The 18,377-nt window shown below is 44.0% G+C and carries 14 protein-coding genes; 11 read left to right on the forward strand and 3 right to left on the reverse strand.

Annotated features, from left to right (window positions below):
* Nucleotides 1-7: 7 nt before the first annotated feature.
* From BQ7997_RS15095 to mutS, 11 genes are all read left to right on the forward strand, one after another.
* Nucleotides 8-1,804 carry a RagB/SusD family nutrient uptake outer membrane protein gene (locus tag BQ7997_RS15095; protein WP_073347082.1) on the forward strand — a complete coding sequence of 599 codons (1,797 nt, stop codon included), beginning with the start codon at nt 8-10 and terminating at the stop codon, nt 1,802-1,804.
* Between the two features lie 33 nt (nt 1,805-1,837).
* On the forward strand, nt 1,838-3,010 hold the full coding sequence (locus BQ7997_RS15100) for a glycan-binding surface protein (RefSeq protein WP_073347083.1): 1,173 nt from the start codon (nt 1,838-1,840) through the stop codon (nt 3,008-3,010).
* 41 nt (nt 3,011-3,051) lie between these two features.
* Nucleotides 3,052-3,867, forward strand: a complete 816-nt coding sequence (locus BQ7997_RS15105; protein ID WP_008646899.1) for an alpha/beta hydrolase — start codon at nt 3,052-3,054, stop codon at nt 3,865-3,867.
* Nucleotides 3,868-4,107: 240 nt separating this feature from the next.
* Nucleotides 4,108-5,307 (forward strand): glycosyl hydrolase, encoded by a 1,200-nt coding sequence (locus BQ7997_RS15110; RefSeq protein WP_073347084.1) that lies wholly within the window; start codon nt 4,108-4,110, stop codon nt 5,305-5,307.
* Between the two features lie 11 nt (nt 5,308-5,318).
* Entirely contained in the window at nt 5,319-6,413 is a 1,095-nt protein-coding gene (locus tag BQ7997_RS15115) for a glycoside hydrolase family 26 protein (protein ID WP_162842113.1), read from the forward strand.
* An 18-nt stretch (nt 6,414-6,431) separates the two neighbouring features.
* The gene (locus tag BQ7997_RS15120) at nt 6,432-7,610 is read left to right on the forward strand and encodes a glycoside hydrolase family 130 protein (protein ID WP_073347086.1); all 1,179 of its coding nucleotides are present in this window, start codon (nt 6,432-6,434) and stop codon (nt 7,608-7,610) included.
* Complete coding sequence (locus BQ7997_RS15125; RefSeq protein ID WP_073347087.1) at nt 7,607-8,974, forward strand: MFS transporter; 1,368 nt, start codon at nt 7,607-7,609, stop codon at nt 8,972-8,974. The genes BQ7997_RS15120 and BQ7997_RS15125 overlap by 4 nt, the downstream gene beginning before the upstream one ends.
* A gap of 7 nt (nt 8,975-8,981) precedes the next feature.
* Complete coding sequence (locus BQ7997_RS15130) at nt 8,982-10,265, forward strand: acetylxylan esterase (protein ID WP_073347453.1); 1,284 nt, start codon at nt 8,982-8,984, stop codon at nt 10,263-10,265.
* A 13-nt stretch (nt 10,266-10,278) separates the two neighbouring features.
* Nucleotides 10,279-11,469 (forward strand): AGE family epimerase/isomerase, encoded by a 1,191-nt coding sequence (locus tag BQ7997_RS15135; protein WP_073347452.1) that lies wholly within the window; start codon nt 10,279-10,281, stop codon nt 11,467-11,469.
* Between the two features lie 27 nt (nt 11,470-11,496).
* Nucleotides 11,497-12,315: an SGNH/GDSL hydrolase family protein gene (locus tag BQ7997_RS15140; RefSeq protein ID WP_083589252.1), complete on the forward strand. Its 819-nt coding sequence runs from the start codon at nt 11,497-11,499 to the stop codon at nt 12,313-12,315.
* Between the two features lie 346 nt (nt 12,316-12,661).
* Nucleotides 12,662-15,250 carry a DNA mismatch repair protein MutS gene (gene mutS, locus BQ7997_RS15145; RefSeq protein ID WP_073347455.1) on the forward strand — a complete coding sequence of 863 codons (2,589 nt, stop codon included), beginning with the start codon at nt 12,662-12,664 and terminating at the stop codon, nt 15,248-15,250.
* 85 nt (nt 15,251-15,335) lie between these two features.
* On the opposite strand, the gene lgt is transcribed toward mutS, so the two are convergent.
* Genes lgt through ychF form a run of 3 tightly spaced genes read right to left on the reverse strand, consistent with a single transcriptional unit; the run spans nt 15,336 to nt 18,285 of the window.
* On the reverse strand, nt 15,336-16,199 hold the full coding sequence (gene lgt / locus BQ7997_RS15150) for a prolipoprotein diacylglyceryl transferase (protein ID WP_073347088.1): 864 nt from the start codon (nt 16,197-16,199) through the stop codon (nt 15,336-15,338).
* Between the two features lie 17 nt (nt 16,200-16,216).
* Entirely contained in the window at nt 16,217-17,134 is a 918-nt protein-coding gene (locus BQ7997_RS15155) for a ketopantoate reductase family protein (protein WP_073347089.1), read from the reverse strand.
* A 47-nt stretch (nt 17,135-17,181) separates the two neighbouring features.
* Nucleotides 17,182-18,285, reverse strand: a complete 1,104-nt coding sequence (gene ychF / locus BQ7997_RS15160) for a redox-regulated ATPase YchF (protein WP_073347090.1) — start codon at nt 18,283-18,285, stop codon at nt 17,182-17,184.
* Nucleotides 18,286-18,377 lie beyond the last annotated feature (92 nt).

Consider the following 18,377-nt stretch of genomic DNA (forward strand, 5'->3'; position numbering starts at 1 on the left):
TAGAATTATGAAATTATATAAATTGTATGTTGTTTTAAGTCTTTGGGCAACGGGCAGTCTGGGGCTGGCTTCTTGCAGTGACTTTTTGAAGGAGGAACCTTATGCTTTTGTTGGTCCCGACCAATTGGGCAATAATAATGCGGCTGTAGATTTATGGCTGACCGGAGTATATAGTAAATGGGGAAACAATATGTTCCGTTATAGTAGTTTTCCACGTTGCCTGGAACTTGATTCCGATTATATAACCGGGCCGGACTGGGCTTTCAGTAATTTGGGAGCGGGAAACTTTCAGGCGGACGAGTATGCGACTTCTATTTGGACGGGTTGTTATAATTTGATTCATCGGGCAAACGTAGCCATACATTATGTAAATGAAATAACCGGTGCGGATGAGAAAGTAAAACGGAATGCGTTGGGAGAACTTTATTTTCAGAAAGCATTCTCTTATTTCTTGCTGACCCGTGCATATGGTGAAATTCCGTTGTTTGATGTCGCTATCAGTGAAGGAGCCAGCTATAACCAGCCTCGTCGTCCTATTCCTGATGTGTATGCGGAGATTATACGTTTGTTGGAGCAGGCAGCCGGTATGATGTATAAAAATACGGATGCCGAATATCAAAAGGGACATGTCGCTGCGGGCACTGCGATTGGCCTGCTGGCAAAAGTGTATGCCACTATGGGGGCGGGTGCGCTTCCGGCAGGAGAAAAGATGATTGTGAAGTCCGGTCCTTCCTATAGTTATAATGCAGGAACGAAAATATTGACTAATCCGGTTTCGAATACATTCGAGAAGACACAGGTGGCAGGTTATGAATCGCTTGACTGGAAAGACTGTTATGAGAAAGCGGCGTATTATGCAGGTATTATAATGGGGAGGAATCCTGATGTGAGTTATGGGACTTACAGACTGTTGTCTTTTGATGAATTGTGGAAGAAAAGCGGTTTTGATGAAAGTGAACATATGTTTTCCGTACGGACAAGGAGTGCTGACGAAGAGTATGGTAACGGAGTACATCAATGGTACTGCGGCATGCAGGATGCCGGAGGGGTATTGCAGAAAGGCCCTTGGGTAGGCAATCGTTTTCATTGGTATTGCTTGTTTGATAACGAAGATTATCGTATAACGAAAGGAGTCAAGCATCGCTTCCAGTATGACAGTCAGGTGAAGAATGGCAGGGGATATTATTATCCGGGAACCCCGGAATATAAGTTGATGGCTACCGGTAAGAATATGGACGACGTGAAAGTGCAGGAACCTGTAGCGCCATTCAATGACGGACTCACCTATACGAACAGCATATCATCTAATTGCCTCGCCTTTACAACTAAATATGCCGATGTGACAGACCCCACGATTGGCCGTACGGATGCTTATTGGCCATTCTTGCGTTATGCTGATATTGTATTGATTTACGCAGAGGCACAATGCGAATTGAATGACGGGATTTCACAGGATGCGATTGATGCCTTAAATGATATTCGTATCCGTTCGAATGCCAAAGAGGCTTCTGTAACCGGAGACGGTGCTATTGAAACGAAAGTGGAGTTACGTTCGGTCATTTTTGAAGAACGTGCAAAGGAACTGGCTTATGAAGGTGACCGTCGTTGGGATTTGCTTCGTTGGGGAATATATTTGGACGTAATGAATTCTTTGGGTGGAATCAATGAAGATGGTACGCGTACTCCTTATGACGAGGGAAGTATTAACAAACGTCGTGAGTTCCGTCATTTGCTGTATCCGTTGCCATCGTTGGAAGTTTCTACCAATATGGCTATTGATAAAAATAATCCGGGCTGGAACTAAGCCGTATGTTCAACCCAATAATTTATGAATAATATGAAGACTTTGAATAGAATATTGATAGGGACAGTGTTGTTGGCAACTCTGTTCTCTTGTCAGGATGTTGTAACTTATAATGATGGTTATGATGATGGCATGAACTCATTTGGAGCACCCGATGTGCAGGGCATCTATTCTCCGGATGATACGGATTTACAGGTTCCGCTGACCAAAGGGGGATTTGGTGAAATGATTGTGTTGGTCGGGGAGAACTTGAGCAATGTGACGAAAATTACTTTCAATAATATGGAAGTGGATTTGTCGGAAGTGTATGCGACGTCAAAAAAGGCGTGTTTCCCTTTACCGGGGGATATGCCTGAAGAAATCACGAACAAATTATATTATGAAACAGAGCGGGGGAATACGACTTGTGAATTCAAACTGGATGTCCCTGCGATGGAAATAAACGGTCTGTATAATGAATTTGCTTTGCCCGGCACGTCCTTACAGATAAAGGGCAAATATTTTGAATTATATGGATTTGGCAAGAATTCGTCATCTGTCATCAAGTTTGGCGATACGGAACTGGAGATAGAAAGCGTGACAGACCAGGTGATTACTGCCAAACTTCCGAGGGATATTCCGGATAACTCGATGATTGTAGTGGAATGGAATGGTACAGAAGGACATTGCTCTTATCAATTACCTTATCGGCAAACGGACAATCTTGTTTGGGACTTGGCTAATCCTTCGGATTATGGTATTTGGGGCGGTAAGGATTTTATAACCGATGGTTCCAATACAGGAGACCCTGTAGCTTTGGCCGGTTCTTTTTTCCGGGTAAAAGGCACTTATAAGGCTTGGAGTTATACAGGATTGCCTTCCGGCAGTATTATATTAGATGAGGAAGTTGCCGCTAATCCTTCTGACTACCTGTTCAAATTTGAAGTTAATTCGGCTTCGGATTATCCGTTCTATGACATTACGTCGAAGACAGGCGGTTATCTGATTAAGCTGAATGGCGGTAATTACCAGTGGAAATATTCATTAGATGAGAATATGAATACATTTGGAGAATGGTATACTGTAACTCTGGAACTTGAAAATGTAGCTACTGCCGGATTGGTTTCCGGAAAAATAGCTTTAACTTTGGCAATGCAACCTAATGTAGAATGGAATGTAGACCATAGTTTTGCCAATATCCGTATTGAAAAGAAGATAGGACAGTAATTCGATAGTGAGTTTGCACTTAACTGATAAATAGAAGTAGAATGATAAAAAGAATTTGTTTTTTATTGAGTCTTTTGATGTGTGGCGTCCTTTATGCCCAGGATATTACGTATCGTACTGTAAAGGATTTGTCATATAGTTCTTCAAAAGACCCTTATGCAACGGAGCGTTGCAAGCTGGATGTTTATTATCCGGAAAATAAGACCGGATGTCCTGTGGTAGTTTGGTTTCATGGCGGGGGGCTTACCCAAGGCAATAAATCAATACCGGGCAGGCTGAAGAAAAATGGAATGGTGGTTATTGCCGTAAATTATCGCCTACTTCCGAAGGTGGCTATTTCCGAATGTCTGGATGATGCCGCTGCTTCTGTTGCGTGGGCTTTCCGGGAAGTGGAAAAATATGGGGGTGATAAGAATAAGATATTTATATCCGGCCATTCTGCAGGCGGCTATCTGACGGCTATGGTCGGTCTGGATAAAAGATGGTTGAAAAAATATGATATAGATGCTGATTCTATTGCCGGATTGATACCTTTCAGCGGGCAGGTGATTAGTCATTTTTCTTATCGGAAGATGAATGGTATAGATAATCTTCAGCCTACTGTTGATGAATTTGCTCCTTTGTTTCATGTTCGCAAGGATGCTCCGCCTTTGGTTCTCATTACAGGCGACCGGGAATTGGAACTTTTCGGACGTTATGAAGAGAATGCGTATATGTGGCGGATGATGAAATTGGTCGGGCACAAAGAAACATACCTTTATGAAATCGGTGGTCATGGCCATGGCCCCATGGGCGATCCGGCATTCTATATCTTGAAGCAGCATGTAAAGAGGATATTAGGAGAGCCTGAAAAATAATTCAAAATAAGACGGCATCCGTTAGTTAGAACGGAACTGCTTGACGAAATCCCTGGCAATGTTTATTTTGTCAGGGATTCTTTTTTTTCCCGAATGTATCCGAATACTGTTCCAAATGTATCATGTGACAAATAGGATAGTGTGAAAACCATTTGGGAGCCATATTTCATGTGCACATCTCTACTTTTGCTTTCGGAAAGATAATTCTTTATTACCTACATTAAACTTAAAAATATTACAATGAAAAAAAGTAGACCGACCATTAGTATAGTGAAATCCCGAGTGTTCCTGACAGGGACTGCGTTCGTACTTATGGCATGTTCGTCGGGAGAAGAATTAGCCGGGCATTCGGGCAAAGGAGAGGAACCTGTTATTGCGCCTGTCCTTTGTACTTCCGGTGCTTCGGAGCAAGCGGTGAAAGTATATGATTTCTTAAGGGAGAACAGGAATAAGAAAACACTGTCCGGAACAATGGCATGCCCGAGTTGGAATATCAATGAGGCAGAATGGGTATATCAGCATACAGGCAAGTATCCGGCTATTGCTTTTTTTGACTATATCTCTTTGGAGTATTCCCCTTGTTCGTGGATTGATTATTCGAAAACGAAAATAGTGGAAGACTGGTGGAACAAGAACGGGCTTGTGGGTGCGGGCTGGCATTGGAGAGTGCCATGTGTCCAAGGAAGTGCCGAACGGCACTATACTCCGGGGGACGGTTCTGTAGATCCGGGTACGGGAAAAAGGACGACGACTGTTTTCAGTGCTGCTAATGCAACAAGGGAGGGCACTTGGGAAAACGAAGTTGTCAAGGCCGATTTGAAGAAGCTGGCGGGCTATTTGAAGCTGCTTCGCGATAAGGGAATTCCTGTAATATGGCGTCCTTTGCATGAGGCTGCCGGTAATATCTATAATTATAAGAATGGAAAAGCCTGGTTTTGGTGGGGAAATGACGGGGCGGGAGCGTACAAGAAACTATGGATTTATATTTTCAATTATTTTAAGAAAGAAGGAATCAACAATCTGATTTGGGTATGGACTACACAAACTAAGGATAGCGAGTTTTATCCGGGGGATGAATACGTCGATATGGTGGGGCGTGATATGTATCCTGCAAAGGATGAGTACACTACTGGGGAATACTGTTTCAGGCAGTACGGTACGATAACTGCTTCTTGTCCGGGTAAGCTGGTGGCATTGAGCGAATGTGGAAATGGCGAACAAAGCGGGAAAGTGTATCATCTTGCCCGGATATCCGCCCAGTGGGAGGCAGGGGCAAAATGGACATACTTTATGCCGTGGTATGATTACAGCCGTACGAAAGAATTGGATTCGGAAGCTTTTACTGCGACATCCCACAGGTATGCAGATAAGGATTGGTGGGTGGATGCAATGTCACAGGATTATGTAATCACCCGCGATCAATTACCCTCTTTTAAATAATACTTAATAGCTTGAAGATGAAAAATAAACTAGTTATGGCAGGCGTTTTCCTGCTTGCTTTAGGAATGGGCGGATGTGTGACAAGAGAGCAACAGTCTGCTTCGAAAACTGCGGAGACGGAGGCATTGTTGGATAAGTTAATCCACTTGCCGGAGAAAGGATTCATGTTTGGTCATCAGGATGATCCGGTATATGGCATCCGGTGGGATGGAGACGAGAACCGTAGTGATGTCAAAAGTGTGTGTGGCGATTATCCGGCAGTGATGGCTTTTGACCTGGGGCGTATTGAAAGGGGAGGAGAGAAGAACTTGGATGATGTACTTTTCGAACGGATACGCACAGAGATTATTGCACACTATGACAGAGGAGGTGTTTGTTCTCTTAGTTGGCATGTGGATAACCCTGTGACGGGAGAAGCGTCTTGGGATGTGAGTGATTCAACGGCAGTTGCTTCCGTCCTTCCCGGAGGAGAGAATCATGGGAAGTTTCTTGGATGGCTGGATAGGGCAGCAGATTTTATGAATTCGCTTGTCACGAAGGAAGGAGTTAAAATACCGGTGATTTTCCGTCCCTGGCATGAACATACGGGGAGCTGGTTTTGGTGGGGACAAAATCTTTGTTCTGCCGAAGAATATAAGTCGTTGTGGAAAATGACTTATGATTATCTACAGGAAAAGGGAGTGAATCATTTGCTATATGCTTATTCTCCGGGTAGTGAGCCCGATAATGTGAATGAATATCTGGAACGCTATCCGGGTGATGGCATGGTAGACTTGTTCGGGTTTGACACTTATCAGTTTGAGCGTGAAAAATATGTGGATACTATGGAGAAGTCATTGACGGTTCTTACAGAGGTCGGAAGGTTGCATAATAAACCGGTTGCAGTGACGGAGACTGGATATGAAGCTATCCCGGATTCCACCTGGTGGACGGAAACCTTGTTTCCTATAGTGGACAAATATCCTGTCAGCTATGTATTGGTCTGGCGAAATGCCCGCGAAAAGGAAGCGCATTATTATGCCCCGTATCCGGGACAAATATCTGCACTTGATTTTGTGGAGTTTTATAAGCATCCTAAAACCATTTTTGTGTCTGATTTGAAATGAAATTAAAATACTGAATAGATGAAAACATTTAAAGAAAAAATCCGCGACTTATTTGATGATTACGAGAAACTGGTAACTCGTAAGAATATGCCTGTTGAAGGTGGAAATGGAATTTTCACACGTTATCAATATCCTGTTCTGACTGCTGCCCATACTCCTGTGTTTTGGCGCTATGACTTGGACGAAAAGACAAATCCTTTCTTGATGGAACGTATCGGCATGAATGCTACGTTAAATTCGGGAGCTATTAAATGGAATGGTAAATATTTGCTGGTGGTGCGTGTTGAAGGAGCGGATCGTAAATCTTTCTTCGCAGTGGCCGAAAGTCCTGACGGCATAGATAATTTCCGTTTTTGGGATTATCCCGTGACTATGCCTGAGGACATTATTCCCGCGACAAATATTTATGATATGCGCTTGACGGCTCATGAGGACGGATGGATTTATGGTATTTTCTGTGCTGAACGTCACGATGATACGGCACCTGCGGGAGATCTTTCCTCGGCTACCGCTACGGCAGCTATTGCCCGCACCAAGGATTTGAAGACTTGGGAGCGTTTGTCGGATTTGAAAACAAGAAGCCAGCAACGAAATGTGGTTCTTCATCCTGAATTTGTGGATGGAAAGTATGCGTTGTATACCCGTCCGCAGGACGGTTTTATAGATGCCGGAAGTGGCGGTGGTATCGGTTGGGCCTTGGTAGATGATATAACTTGTGCGGAAGTAAAGGAAGAGACTATAATCGACCGGCGTTATTACCATACAATCAAAGAGGTGAAAAATGGTGAAGGCCCTCATCCTATTAAGACATCGAAGGGATGGTTGCACTTGGCGCATGGTGTGCGTGGGTGTGCATCCGGTTTACGTTATGTGTTATATATGTATATGACTTCCTTGGAAGATCCGGCGAAAGTGATTGCTTCTCCTGCAGGCTTCTTTATGGCGCCGGAAGGAGAAGAGCGTATCGGAGATGTCTCTAATGTATTGTTTACCAATGGCTGGATAGCTGATGAAGACGGTACGGTTTTTATTTACTATGCTTCTTCTGACACTCGTATGCATGTGGCGACTTCTACAATAGACCGGTTGGTCGATTATTGTATGAATACGCCTGCGGACGGTTTTTTTACTTCTGCCTCAGTGGAGACGCTGAAGAAACAGATTGATAAGAATCTGAAACTGATGCATACTTTATGATAGGGATTAGGGAAAAGATAGGCTATGGTTTCGGTGATATGGCTTCGTCCATGTTTTGGAAATTGTTTGGCTCCTATTTGATGATATTTTATACGGATGTGTTTGGCATGCCTGCAGCAGTGGTGGGCACGATGTTTCTCATCACTCGTGTTTGGGACTCGGCGTTCGACCCTATAATCGGGATTATTGCCGACCGGACGCAATCGCGGTGGGGAAAGTTTCGTCCTTATCTGTTGTATCTGGCTGTTCCGTTCGCTGTGATCGGTGTGCTGACTTTTACAACTCCTGATTTCGGTGATGGCGGGAAAGTAATATATGCGTATTTTACATATTCGTTAATGATGATGGTGTATTCAGCTATCAATGTACCTTACGCTTCGTTGTTGGGAGTGATGAGTCCGGAACCGAAAGACCGGAACATGCTTTCTACGTATCGTATGACTTTCGCTTACATCGGAAGTTTTATAGCATTACTTTTGTTCATGCCGATGGTGAACCGGTTCAGTATGGGACACGACGAGCAGCATGGTTGGATGATGAGCGTCATTGTAATTGCGGTGTTGTGTGTGTTGCTGTTTTATGGTTGCTTTGCATGGACTACCGAACGGGTAAAACCTATTAAAGAGCGGCAGAATTCCTTGAAAAGTGACTTGCAGGATTTGCTTCATAACCGTCCCTGGTGGATTCTGTTGGGAGCCGGTGTAGCTGCATTGGTCTTTAATTCTATTCGTGACGGGGCAACGGTTTATTATTTTAAGTATTATGTTGTAGAAGAAGAATATGCTTCCGTTTCTTTATTTGGAATTTCCTTTGTATTGAGCGGGCTTTATTTGGCTGTCGGGCAAGCCGCCAATATTGTCGGAGTGGTGTTGGCAGCTCCATTGAGCAATCGTATCGGCAAAAAAAAGACATATATGTGGGCGATGTCGATAGCGACAGTACTTTCAGTAATTTTCTACTGGTTTGATAAAGAGCAGTTGATGTTGATGTTTATTTTTCAGGTGTTGATAAGTATTTGTGCGGGTAGTATCTTCCCGCTTCTATGGTCAATGTATGCAGATTGTGCTGATTATTCGGAACTTAAAACGGGTAACCGTGCTACGGGACTTATCTTCTCTTCTTCTTCCATGAGTCAGAAATTTGGCTGGGCTATCGGAAGTGCCGTTACGGGCTGGTTGTTGGCTTTTTACGGTTTTGAGGCCAACGCGGTGCAGGGCGAGGAAGCTATTCATGGAATAAGGATGTTCCTAAGTTGGCTACCGGCTATGGGTACGGTGCTGAGTGTCATCTTTATCAGCCTTTATCCGCTTTCCGAGAAAGAAATGAGAAAAATCACTAACCAATTGAATGATAAAAGAAAGTAATAAGATTATGAAAATACATAGATGGATTATTAGCCTGGTATTCTGTTGTTGTGTAACTTTTCTTTCCGCACAAATCCGTGGAACGGAAATTACTGTAGTCGTATCTCCCGACCATACAGACTGGAAATATCAGTTGAAAGAAAAATGTTCGTTTACAATTCAGGTATATAAGGCACAAAACCTTTTGTCCGGAGTGACAATAGACTATGAGTTGGGGCCGGAATGGTATCCGGTGGAAAAGAAGAAAGGGGTTTTATTGAAAGACGGAAAGACAAGTGTAACGGGGTGTATGGATGTTCCCGGTTTTTTGCGCTGTAAAGTGCGTGCATCTGTTGACGGGCATGTATATGAAGGATTGGCTACCGTGGCTTACGCACCTGAAGAGTTGAGGCCGCATACATCACTGCCTGCAGATTTCCGTCAATTTTGGGATACTGTTTTGAAGGAAGCCCGGCAGATTCCTTTGCTTCCTACTATGGAGCTTATTCCTGAGCGTTGCACGGATAAGGTAAATGTCTTCCATGTCAGTTTCCAGAATATTTGTAACGGTTCGAGAACGTTCGGCATTCTTTGTATGCCCAAAAAGCCGGGTAAGTATCCGGCGTTACTTCGCGTACCCGGTGCCGGAGTGCGTCCCTATTCGGGAGATGTCCATATGGCTTCCAAGGGAGTGATTACGTTGGAAATAGGCATTCACGGGATTCCTGTGACGATGTCGCAGATGGTATATGACGTATTGTCGAAAGGAGCGCTTAACGGGTATCCTTATCAAAATGATAATAGCCGGGATAAGAGTTATTATAAGCGTGTTTTCTCAGGTGCTCTTCGGGCGGTCGATTTTATAGCTTCTTTACCGGAATATGACGGAAAAAATATGGGAGTGACAGGTTCCAGTCAGGGAGGAGCACTTTCTGTTGTAACGGCGGCATTGGACAAACGGATTACCTTTTATGCGGCTATCCATCCTGCGATGTGTGACCATCAGGCACATTTAAAGAAGATTGCCGGAGGATGGCCTCATTACTTTTATTATTTTCCTCAACCGTCAAAAGAGCGGATTACCACAGCAGCGTATTATGATGTGGCAAATTTTGCACGGCTTATTACTGCACCGGGTTGGTTCAGTTGGGGATATAATGACGAAGTATGTCCGCCTACCTCTATGTATGCAGCTTATAATATTATTACAGCTAAAAAGGAGTTGCATCCTTATTTAGAGACGGGACATTATCTATATCAGGAGCAATCCGATGAGTGGAATAAATGGCTTTGTCGTCAACTAGGTTTATAAATTGGCAGATGATATGGAAACGACAGTTAGAAAATTAAAGGAAGAAATGCAGTGTATGCTAACGGGCAATATTCTTCCGTTTTGGATGGATCATATGATAGATTCGGAGTATGGCGGTTTTTATGGACGAATTTCCGGCACAGGAGAACGTGTTCCCGGAGCTTCTAAGGGCGTTGTTCTGAATGCAAGAATTTTGTGGACTTTCTCATCGGCTTACCGTTTGTTGCATAAGGATGAATATCTGAAAATGGCAACCCGTGCCAAACAGGAATTGATAACTCATTTCTATGATCACGAATATGGAGGGGTATTTTGGTCAGTTTGTGAAGACGGTTCTCCTTTGGATACTAAAAAACAAATTTATGCATTGGGTTTCGCTATCTATGGATTGAGTGAATATCACCGGGCTACGGGAGACGCAGAAGCGCTTGAATATGCTATACGTCTGTTTTATGACATTGAAGAACATAGCTTTGATCGGATTAAGAACGGTTATTGTGAGGCGTTGACCCGTGAATGGAATGAAATAGAGGATATGCGTTTGAGTGAGAAGGATGAAAATGAGCGGAAAACGATGAATACGCATTTGCATATCCTGGAGCCTTATACAAATCTTTTTCGTGTTTGGAATAATGAGTATCTGGAATGTCAGTTGCGTAATCTTATAGAGCTCTTTACCGACCGGATACTGGATATTGAAACCGGGCATTTACGGTTGTTTTTTGATGATGACTGGAATAGTAGACATGACATGGTTTCGTATGGGCATGATGTAGAAGCGTCATGGCTGCTGCATGAGGCTGCCTTGCTTATCGGTGATAAACGATTGATAACCCGGATAGAACCGCTTGTGATAGAGATAGCAGAAGCGGCTTCCGAGGGGCTTCTTCCAGGTGCGGGTATGATTTATGAAATGAATAGGAGTTGTGGTTCTATAGATGCCGAACGGCATTGGTGGGTACAAGCGGAAGCGATTGTTGGATATGTAAACCTTTATCAGCATTTTGATGACCGTTTGTCACTGTTGAGGGCAGTACGATGTTGGGAATTTGTGAAAAGACATCTGGTTGATAACGACAATGGAGAATGGTTTTGGGGAATACGTGCAGACGGAACAGTGAATCGTGCAGAAGATAAGGCGGGTTTTTGGAAATGTCCTTACCATAATGGGAGAATGTGTATGGAGATAATGGAGCGGTTTTAGATGAATAATAGAGAAAGGAGTATTAAGATGAAGAAATGGATATTAATCGTTTTACTTTTTACCGGATGTTCGGCAGACCATCAGGCACAAGAAGGGGGAGTGCAGACACAGGAGAAGGTGGATTTCAATAAGATGCATTTCGGTTGTGACGGGAATAGCATTACTGCGGGTAATCAGTGGTCAAAAACGGTTGTTGATATACTTGGTTTTGCCACTCATCATAATGTTGCGGTAGGATCGGCAAAATGGGCATGTTATATTGATACGCAAGAATATGGCAGTAAGGACTTTGCCGGTATTTCCGGTGGGTGGAAATCTACAGATGATAAAGTGGAAATACAGAAAAGACACAATAATGTGGCAAAAGTACATATTCAGAAGTTTATATCAGAAGTAGAAAACGGTAGTTTTCCGGTACCGGATATATTTGTTTTTTCTATGGGTACAAATGATACTAAAATAGGAAGGGCGTCTGACGCTTTGAAAGAGAAAATATTGGATAAAGTGGATCTTACCACTATGGCGGGGGGAGCTCGCTGGTCTATTCAGACAATTATCGAGCGTTTCCCGGAGTGTCGGGTATTTCTCTGTACGCCGATTCAGTCGGGGAGTGCGTCTCATAATGACCTGAACTTGAAAAAAATAGCAGTTTTGCGGGAAATATGCAATGCTTTTTCTGTTCCGGTGATTGATTGTTATTCTGAATGTGGTATTAAAGCGGAAGACGAAGTTTGGGGAGAACGTGGGCGTTATTTGAAAGACGGGTTGCATCCGGATGTAGAAGGACAACAATTAATGGGGCGTTATATTGCAAAGAAAATACAGGATTATTTAGGAGTAAATTGACGTACGGACATAAAAAAAGGAGCAACGCCTTGCTCCAACCTTTGTTAACCTTAAATCTAATACTATGAAAAACACATTGCAAAGATACGGACTCTTGGGAAATTAGCAAATTATCCAAGTAAAATAGTATGTTTTATAACACGTTTTAATATTATCTCCCTATTTGTTAAGAAAAACGCCGTTCCTTTTTAAATCTATGCAACACTTATTTTGAAAATTGAAACAGGGGATACCGTTGATTCTCTGCCGAAAAACCGTTATCTTTGCAAAGATATTGTAATTGTTTACTCTAAATAAAAAAGAAAGGGAGAGAACCGTGAACGAAGAAGAAATCGTCCTCACCCCGATGATGAAACAGTTTCTGGATTTGAAAGCACAACATCCTGATGCAGTGATGCTGTTTCGTTGCGGCGACTTTTATGAAACATATTCTACGGATGCCGTCACCGCATCCGAAATTCTAGGAATCACACTGACAAAACGTGCCAACGGAAAAGGAAAGACTATTGAGATGGCGGGCTTCCCGCATCATGCTCTCGATACCTATCTCCCGAAACTGGTTCGTGCCGGAAAGCGTGTCGCTATCTGCGACCAGTTGGAAGACCCGAAAATGACCAAGAAGTTAGTGAAACGGGGGATTACCGAACTGGTGACTCCCGGTGTTTCCATCAATGACAATGTACTGAACTATAAGGAGAACAACTTCCTGGCTGCCGTCCATTTCGGAAAGGCTTCCTGTGGAGTTGCCTTTCTCGATATATCTACCGGCGAGTTTCTTACTGCGGAAGGCCCTTTTGACTATGTGGACAAACTGCTGAACAACTTCGCTCCGAAAGAAATTCTTTTCGAACGTGGCAAACGCCTGATGTTTGAGGGGAATTTCGGCAGCAAGTTCTTTACCTTCGAGCTTGACGACTGGGTATTTACGGAAACCACCGCCCGTGAGAAGTTGCTGAAGCATTTTGAGACGAAGAACCTGAAAGGTTTCGGCGTGGAACACTTGAAGAATGGTATCATAGCTTCCGGCGCTATCCTGCAATACCTTACGATGACGCAACATACACAGATTGGACATATCACTTCTTTGGCTCGTATTGAGGAAGATAAATATGTTCGTCTGGATAAGTTTACGGTGCGTAGCCTTGAGTTGATTGGCAATATGAATGATGGCGGAAGCAGTTTGCTGAATGTCATCGACCGGACAATCAGCCCGATGGGAGCACGTTTGCTGAAACGCTGGATGGTCTTTCCTTTGAAGGATAAGAAGCCGATTGACGAACGGTTGAATGTCGTGGAGTATTTTTTCCGCCAACCGGACTTTAAGGAATTGATTGAAGAACAGTTGCATCTGATAGGCGATTTGGAGCGTATCATTTCCAAAGTCGCTGTAGGGCGCGTATCGCCTCGTGAAGTGGTTCAGTTGAAGGTGGCTTTGCAGGCTATCGAGCCGATAAAGTTGGCATGTATCCAGGCCGATAACGCAAGCCTGAACTGGATAGGGGAGCAGTTGAACCTTTGTGTCACTATTCGCGACCGGATCGCCAAAGAGATTAAGAATGACCCGCCGTTGGCTGTTAATAAGGGGGGAGTGATTCAAGATGGGGTGAATGCGGATTTGGACGAACTACGTCGGATTTCGTATTCGGGAAAGGATTATCTGCTTCAGATACAGCAGCGCGAAAGCGAACGGACGGGTATTCCGAGCTTGAAAGTGGCTTACAATAATGTGTTCGGTTATTATATTGAAGTCCGTAATGTGCATAAGGACAAGGTTCCACCCGAATGGATTCGCAAACAGACGTTGGTCAACGCAGAGCGTTATATCACGCAGGAACTGAAAGAGTATGAAGAGAAGATTTTAGGGGCGGAAGATAAGATTCTGGTGCTGGAAACGCAACTATATACGGATTTGGTACAGGCATTGATGGAATTTATTCCGCAGATACAGATTAACGCGAATCAGATTGCCCGGCTGGATTGTCTGTTGTCATTTGCCAATGTGGCTCGTGAGAATCGTTATATCCGTCCGGTCATTGAGGATAATGACGTACTGGATATTCGTCAGGGGCGTCACCCGGTGATTGAGAAGCAGCTTCCTATCGGTGAGAAGTATATTGCCAACGATGTGATGCTGGATAGTAATACGCAGCAGATTATCATTATAACCGGCCCCAATATGGCGGGTAAGTCGGCACTCTTGCGTCAGACGGCGTTGATTACGCTATTGGCTCAAATCGGCTCGTTTGTTCCTGCCGAGAGTGCACATATCGGACTGGTGGATAAGATATTCACCCGTGTGGGAGCGAGTGATAACATCTCTGTAGGTGAATCTACTTTCATGGTGGAAATGAACGAAGCGGCGGATATCCTGAATAATGTTTCTTCCCGAAGCCTGGTACTATTTGACGAACTGGGACGCGGTACATCCACATACGACGGTATCTCTATTGCCTGGGCGATTGTAGAATATATCCATGAGCATCCGAAGGCAAAAGCACGTACTTTATTTGCTACGCACTACCATGAATTGAATGAGATGGAGAAATCCTTCAAGCGTATCAAGAATTATAATGTATCGGTGAAAGAAGTGGATAACAAGGTAATCTTCCTTCGTAAACTGGAACGTGGCGGTAGTGAACACTCTTTCGGTATCCATGTGGCAAAGATGGCGGGTATGCCGAAAAGCATCGTGAAACGCGCCAACGAGATATTGAAACAGCTTGAATCTGATAATCGTCAACAGGGAATAGCAGGCAAGCCATTGGCGGAAGTAAGTGAGAACCGTGGTGGTATGCAGTTGAGCTTCTTCCAGTTGGATGACCCGATTCTTTGCCAGATTCGTGATGAGATATTAAATTTGGATGTGAATAATCTCACTCCGATTGAAGCGCTGAATAAGCTGAATGATATAAAGAAGATAGTCAGGGGGAAATAAGAAAATGATATCCACCCTAACAAGAAAGAGTAAATGATAAAAAAAGGGATTAGTGATTTAAACATCGCTAATCCCTTTTTCCGTTTCAGGCTACTTTCTTCTTTTTGTCATAGAAGAACATAAAGTAGACACCTATTATGATGAATGGAACGCTTAACCATTGTCCCATATTGAACATCATGCTGTTCTCGAAATCTTCTTGATTCTCTTTCAGGAACTCGATAAAGAAGCGGAAGGTGAAGATATACGTCAGGCAGAGGCCGAAGAAGAAGCCGCGGTGCAATTTCTTGCTGTAATTCTTATACAGGTAAATCATGATGAAGAACAGGATAAGATAAGCGATGGCTTCGTAGAGTTGTCCCGGATGGCGGGGGATTGCCGGAAGTATTTCACCGTTTGCTCCATATTCTTTCACACGCTCGAAAACGAATGCCCAGGGCACATCAGTCGGTTTACCGATAATCTCCGAGTTCATCAGATTGGCAAGACGAATGAAGCAGGCCGTGATTGGCGTAGCTACGGCAATCATATCCAGCACATCCATATAATGAAGCTTCGTCTTACGGCAATACAGCCAAAGGGCAACTATCAATCCTAGTGTACCGCCATGGCTGGCCAATCCTTCATATCCGGTGAATTTCCAGTTTCCGTCCGGCATGAATTTGATGGGAAGAATCATCTCCCAAAAATGAGACAGGTAATACCCCGGGTCATAGAACAGACAGTGTCCCAGGCGGGCACCGATCAGAATACCAAAGAAACAGTAAAAGAAAAGCGGGTCAAACTTCTTCTCCTCTATCTTTTTATCCCGGTACTGGTAGTGAACAACAACATAAGCAAAGAATATTCCTACTGCCCACAGTAATCCGTAGTAACGGATAGAAATGCCGAACAGGTTGAATAGTTCGGGGTTCGGGTTCCAGTTGATGGATAATAGCATGGCATTCATTCTATATTGGATTAATGTTAATGATTAGATTCTTTGAATTTCTCCGCAACCATCCGGTAGGTCGGTATATCTATTCCCTGTTCTTCGGCTGCCGCAATCATATCGAAGAGCAGACCCTGGATTTCCGAGTCATGTCCACGTGCCAGGTCTTTCTGCATGGAAGCGGTGCTTTCGGGGTCGAGCTTATCAATCACTTTCAGATTATAGCTGACGGGGTCTTCCGGAAATTCAACGCCCAGTTTCTTTCCTAAAGCGGCGCTTTCCGTAGAAAGTCCGATAAATGTATCCCGTACCTTTCCCGGTTTCTGCACTTCTCCCATCGGAACATCGTAGTAAGCACCCGTTACCGCCATTGCGGAGATGAACGACCATTTGATGAACGTATCCCGGTTGATGTCCGGTGACAGGTCTACCTTTATGCCTGCTTCCTGCAAGTCTTGTTGTATAGCTTCCAGTAATCCGGGTTTTACGACCGTGCCGTGATGGGCGCCATATACCAGGCGAAATATCTTGCCCATTTGGGTAATTTCTCCAGTGCCAGAAACGAAGCCTACGATATAGATACAACCATCCAGGACAGTGACTTCCGGAACAAGTTTCTGTATGCGCGGCCCTGTTCCATATACATTCAGAATAGGTATGACAACCGTATCTTTGTGTGCCGCTCTTTTTATCAGTTCTACGATGGAATCGACCGAATAACCTTTCACGCATACAAATATCACATCTGCTTTCCCGTTAAATTCTTCAGCCGTAGTTGCCGGGATTCGGAGCGTATGTTCGCCCTTTAAATCTGACTTCAGTTTCAGGCCGTTTGTCTGAATTGACTGCAAATGAGCTCCACGGGCAATACAAGTTACATCTTTGCCTGCCAGCGACAAGAATCCTGCGATACTGCCGCCTACACCTCCCGTTCCTGCAATGAGATATTTCATGTTGTTAGCGAATTAGTAATTAATAAGTCGTCGGTGATTGCCGATAATCACACGTTGAAACGGAAATGCATGATGTCGCCATCCTGTACGACATATTCTTTTCCTTCCACACCCAGTTTACCGGCTTCCTTCACGGCTGCTTCCGAGCCATATTGGATATAATCTTCGTATTTGATAACTTCTGCACGGATAAAGCCTTTCTCAAAATCGGTATGGATAACACCTGCGCATTGCGGAGCTTTCCATCCTTTTTCGTACGTCCAGGCACGTACTTCCTGTACGCCGGCTGTGAAGTAAGTTTCAAGATTCAATAATTTATAAGCTGATTTGATAAGACGCGCCACGCCCGATTCTTCCAGACCTACCTCGGCAAGGAACATCTGACGGTCTTCGTACGTTTCCAGTTCGGCGATGTCCGCTTCTGTCTTGGCTGCGACAACCAGGATTTCTGCATTTTCGTCTTTCACGGCTTCACGTACCATATCTACGTATTTGTTTCCGTTTACCGCGCTTGCTTCGTCTACGTTGCAGACGTACATTACCGGTTTGCTGGTCAGCAGGAACAGTTCACGGGCAATCTTCTGTTCGTCTTTGGTTTCAAAAGTAACGGTACGTGCCGATTTGCCTTGTTCCAAAGCTTCTTTGTATTGAACCAGCACATCGTAAGCCTGTTTTGCAGCTTTGTCGCCACCTGTCTGCGCCTGTTTCTGCACTTTCTGGATACGGCTTTCGATAGTTTCCAAATCCTTCAACTGAAGTTCGTAGTCGATGATTTCTTTGTCGCGGACAGGATTTACACTTCCGTCTACATGCGTCACGTTCTCATCGTCGAAGCAACGGAGTACGTGGATAATTGCGTCTGTCTCACGGATATTGGCAAGGAACTTGTTTCCCAGTCCTTCACCTTTGCTTGCGCCTTTCACCAGTCCGGCTATATCTACGATTTCTACTGTTGTAGGGACGATTCTTTGGGGATGTACCAATTCTGCCAGTGCATTCAGACGTTCGTCGGGAACGGTGATTACACCTACATTCGGTTCAATTGTACAGAAAGGGAAGTTTGCCGCTTGTGCCTTTGCGTTCGACAAACAGTTGAAAAGTGTTGACTTACCCACGTTCGGTAGTCCTACGATACCACATTGCAATGCCATATTAATCTATTATTACTTTTGTTACCAAGTTGCTCGTTTTAGTTTGCAAAGATAATCATTTTTGAACTAATAAAGGAAACTTGGTGCACTTT

This window comes from Bacteroides congonensis, assembly GCF_900130125.1.
Classification (GTDB): domain Bacteria; phylum Bacteroidota; class Bacteroidia; order Bacteroidales; family Bacteroidaceae; genus Bacteroides; species Bacteroides congonensis.

Coding starts and splice junctions, on each gene's coding strand:
- lgt (WP_073347088.1), bottom strand. CDS start 16,199: ATGAATGCCATGCTATTATCCATCAACTGGAACCCGAACCCCGAACTA.
- BQ7997_RS15125 (WP_073347087.1), top strand. CDS start 7,607: ATGATAGGGATTAGGGAAAAGATAGGCTATGGTTTCGGTGATATGGCT.
- ychF (WP_073347090.1), bottom strand. CDS start 18,285: ATGGCATTGCAATGTGGTATCGTAGGACTACCGAACGTGGGTAAGTCA.
- mutS (WP_073347455.1), top strand. CDS start 12,662: ATGATGAAACAGTTTCTGGATTTGAAAGCACAACATCCTGATGCAGTG.
- BQ7997_RS15100 (WP_073347083.1), top strand. CDS start 1,838: ATGAAGACTTTGAATAGAATATTGATAGGGACAGTGTTGTTGGCAACT.
- BQ7997_RS15135 (WP_073347452.1), top strand. CDS start 10,279: ATGGAAACGACAGTTAGAAAATTAAAGGAAGAAATGCAGTGTATGCTA.
- BQ7997_RS15140 (WP_083589252.1), top strand. CDS start 11,497: ATGAAGAAATGGATATTAATCGTTTTACTTTTTACCGGATGTTCGGCA.
- BQ7997_RS15095 (WP_073347082.1), top strand. CDS start 8: ATGAAATTATATAAATTGTATGTTGTTTTAAGTCTTTGGGCAACGGGC.
- BQ7997_RS15110 (WP_073347084.1), top strand. CDS start 4,108: ATGAAAAAAAGTAGACCGACCATTAGTATAGTGAAATCCCGAGTGTTC.
- BQ7997_RS15130 (WP_073347453.1), top strand. CDS start 8,982: ATGAAAATACATAGATGGATTATTAGCCTGGTATTCTGTTGTTGTGTA.
- BQ7997_RS15120 (WP_073347086.1), top strand. CDS start 6,432: ATGAAAACATTTAAAGAAAAAATCCGCGACTTATTTGATGATTACGAG.
- BQ7997_RS15155 (WP_073347089.1), bottom strand. CDS start 17,134: ATGAAATATCTCATTGCAGGAACGGGAGGTGTAGGCGGCAGTATCGCA.
- BQ7997_RS15105 (WP_008646899.1), top strand. CDS start 3,052: ATGATAAAAAGAATTTGTTTTTTATTGAGTCTTTTGATGTGTGGCGTC.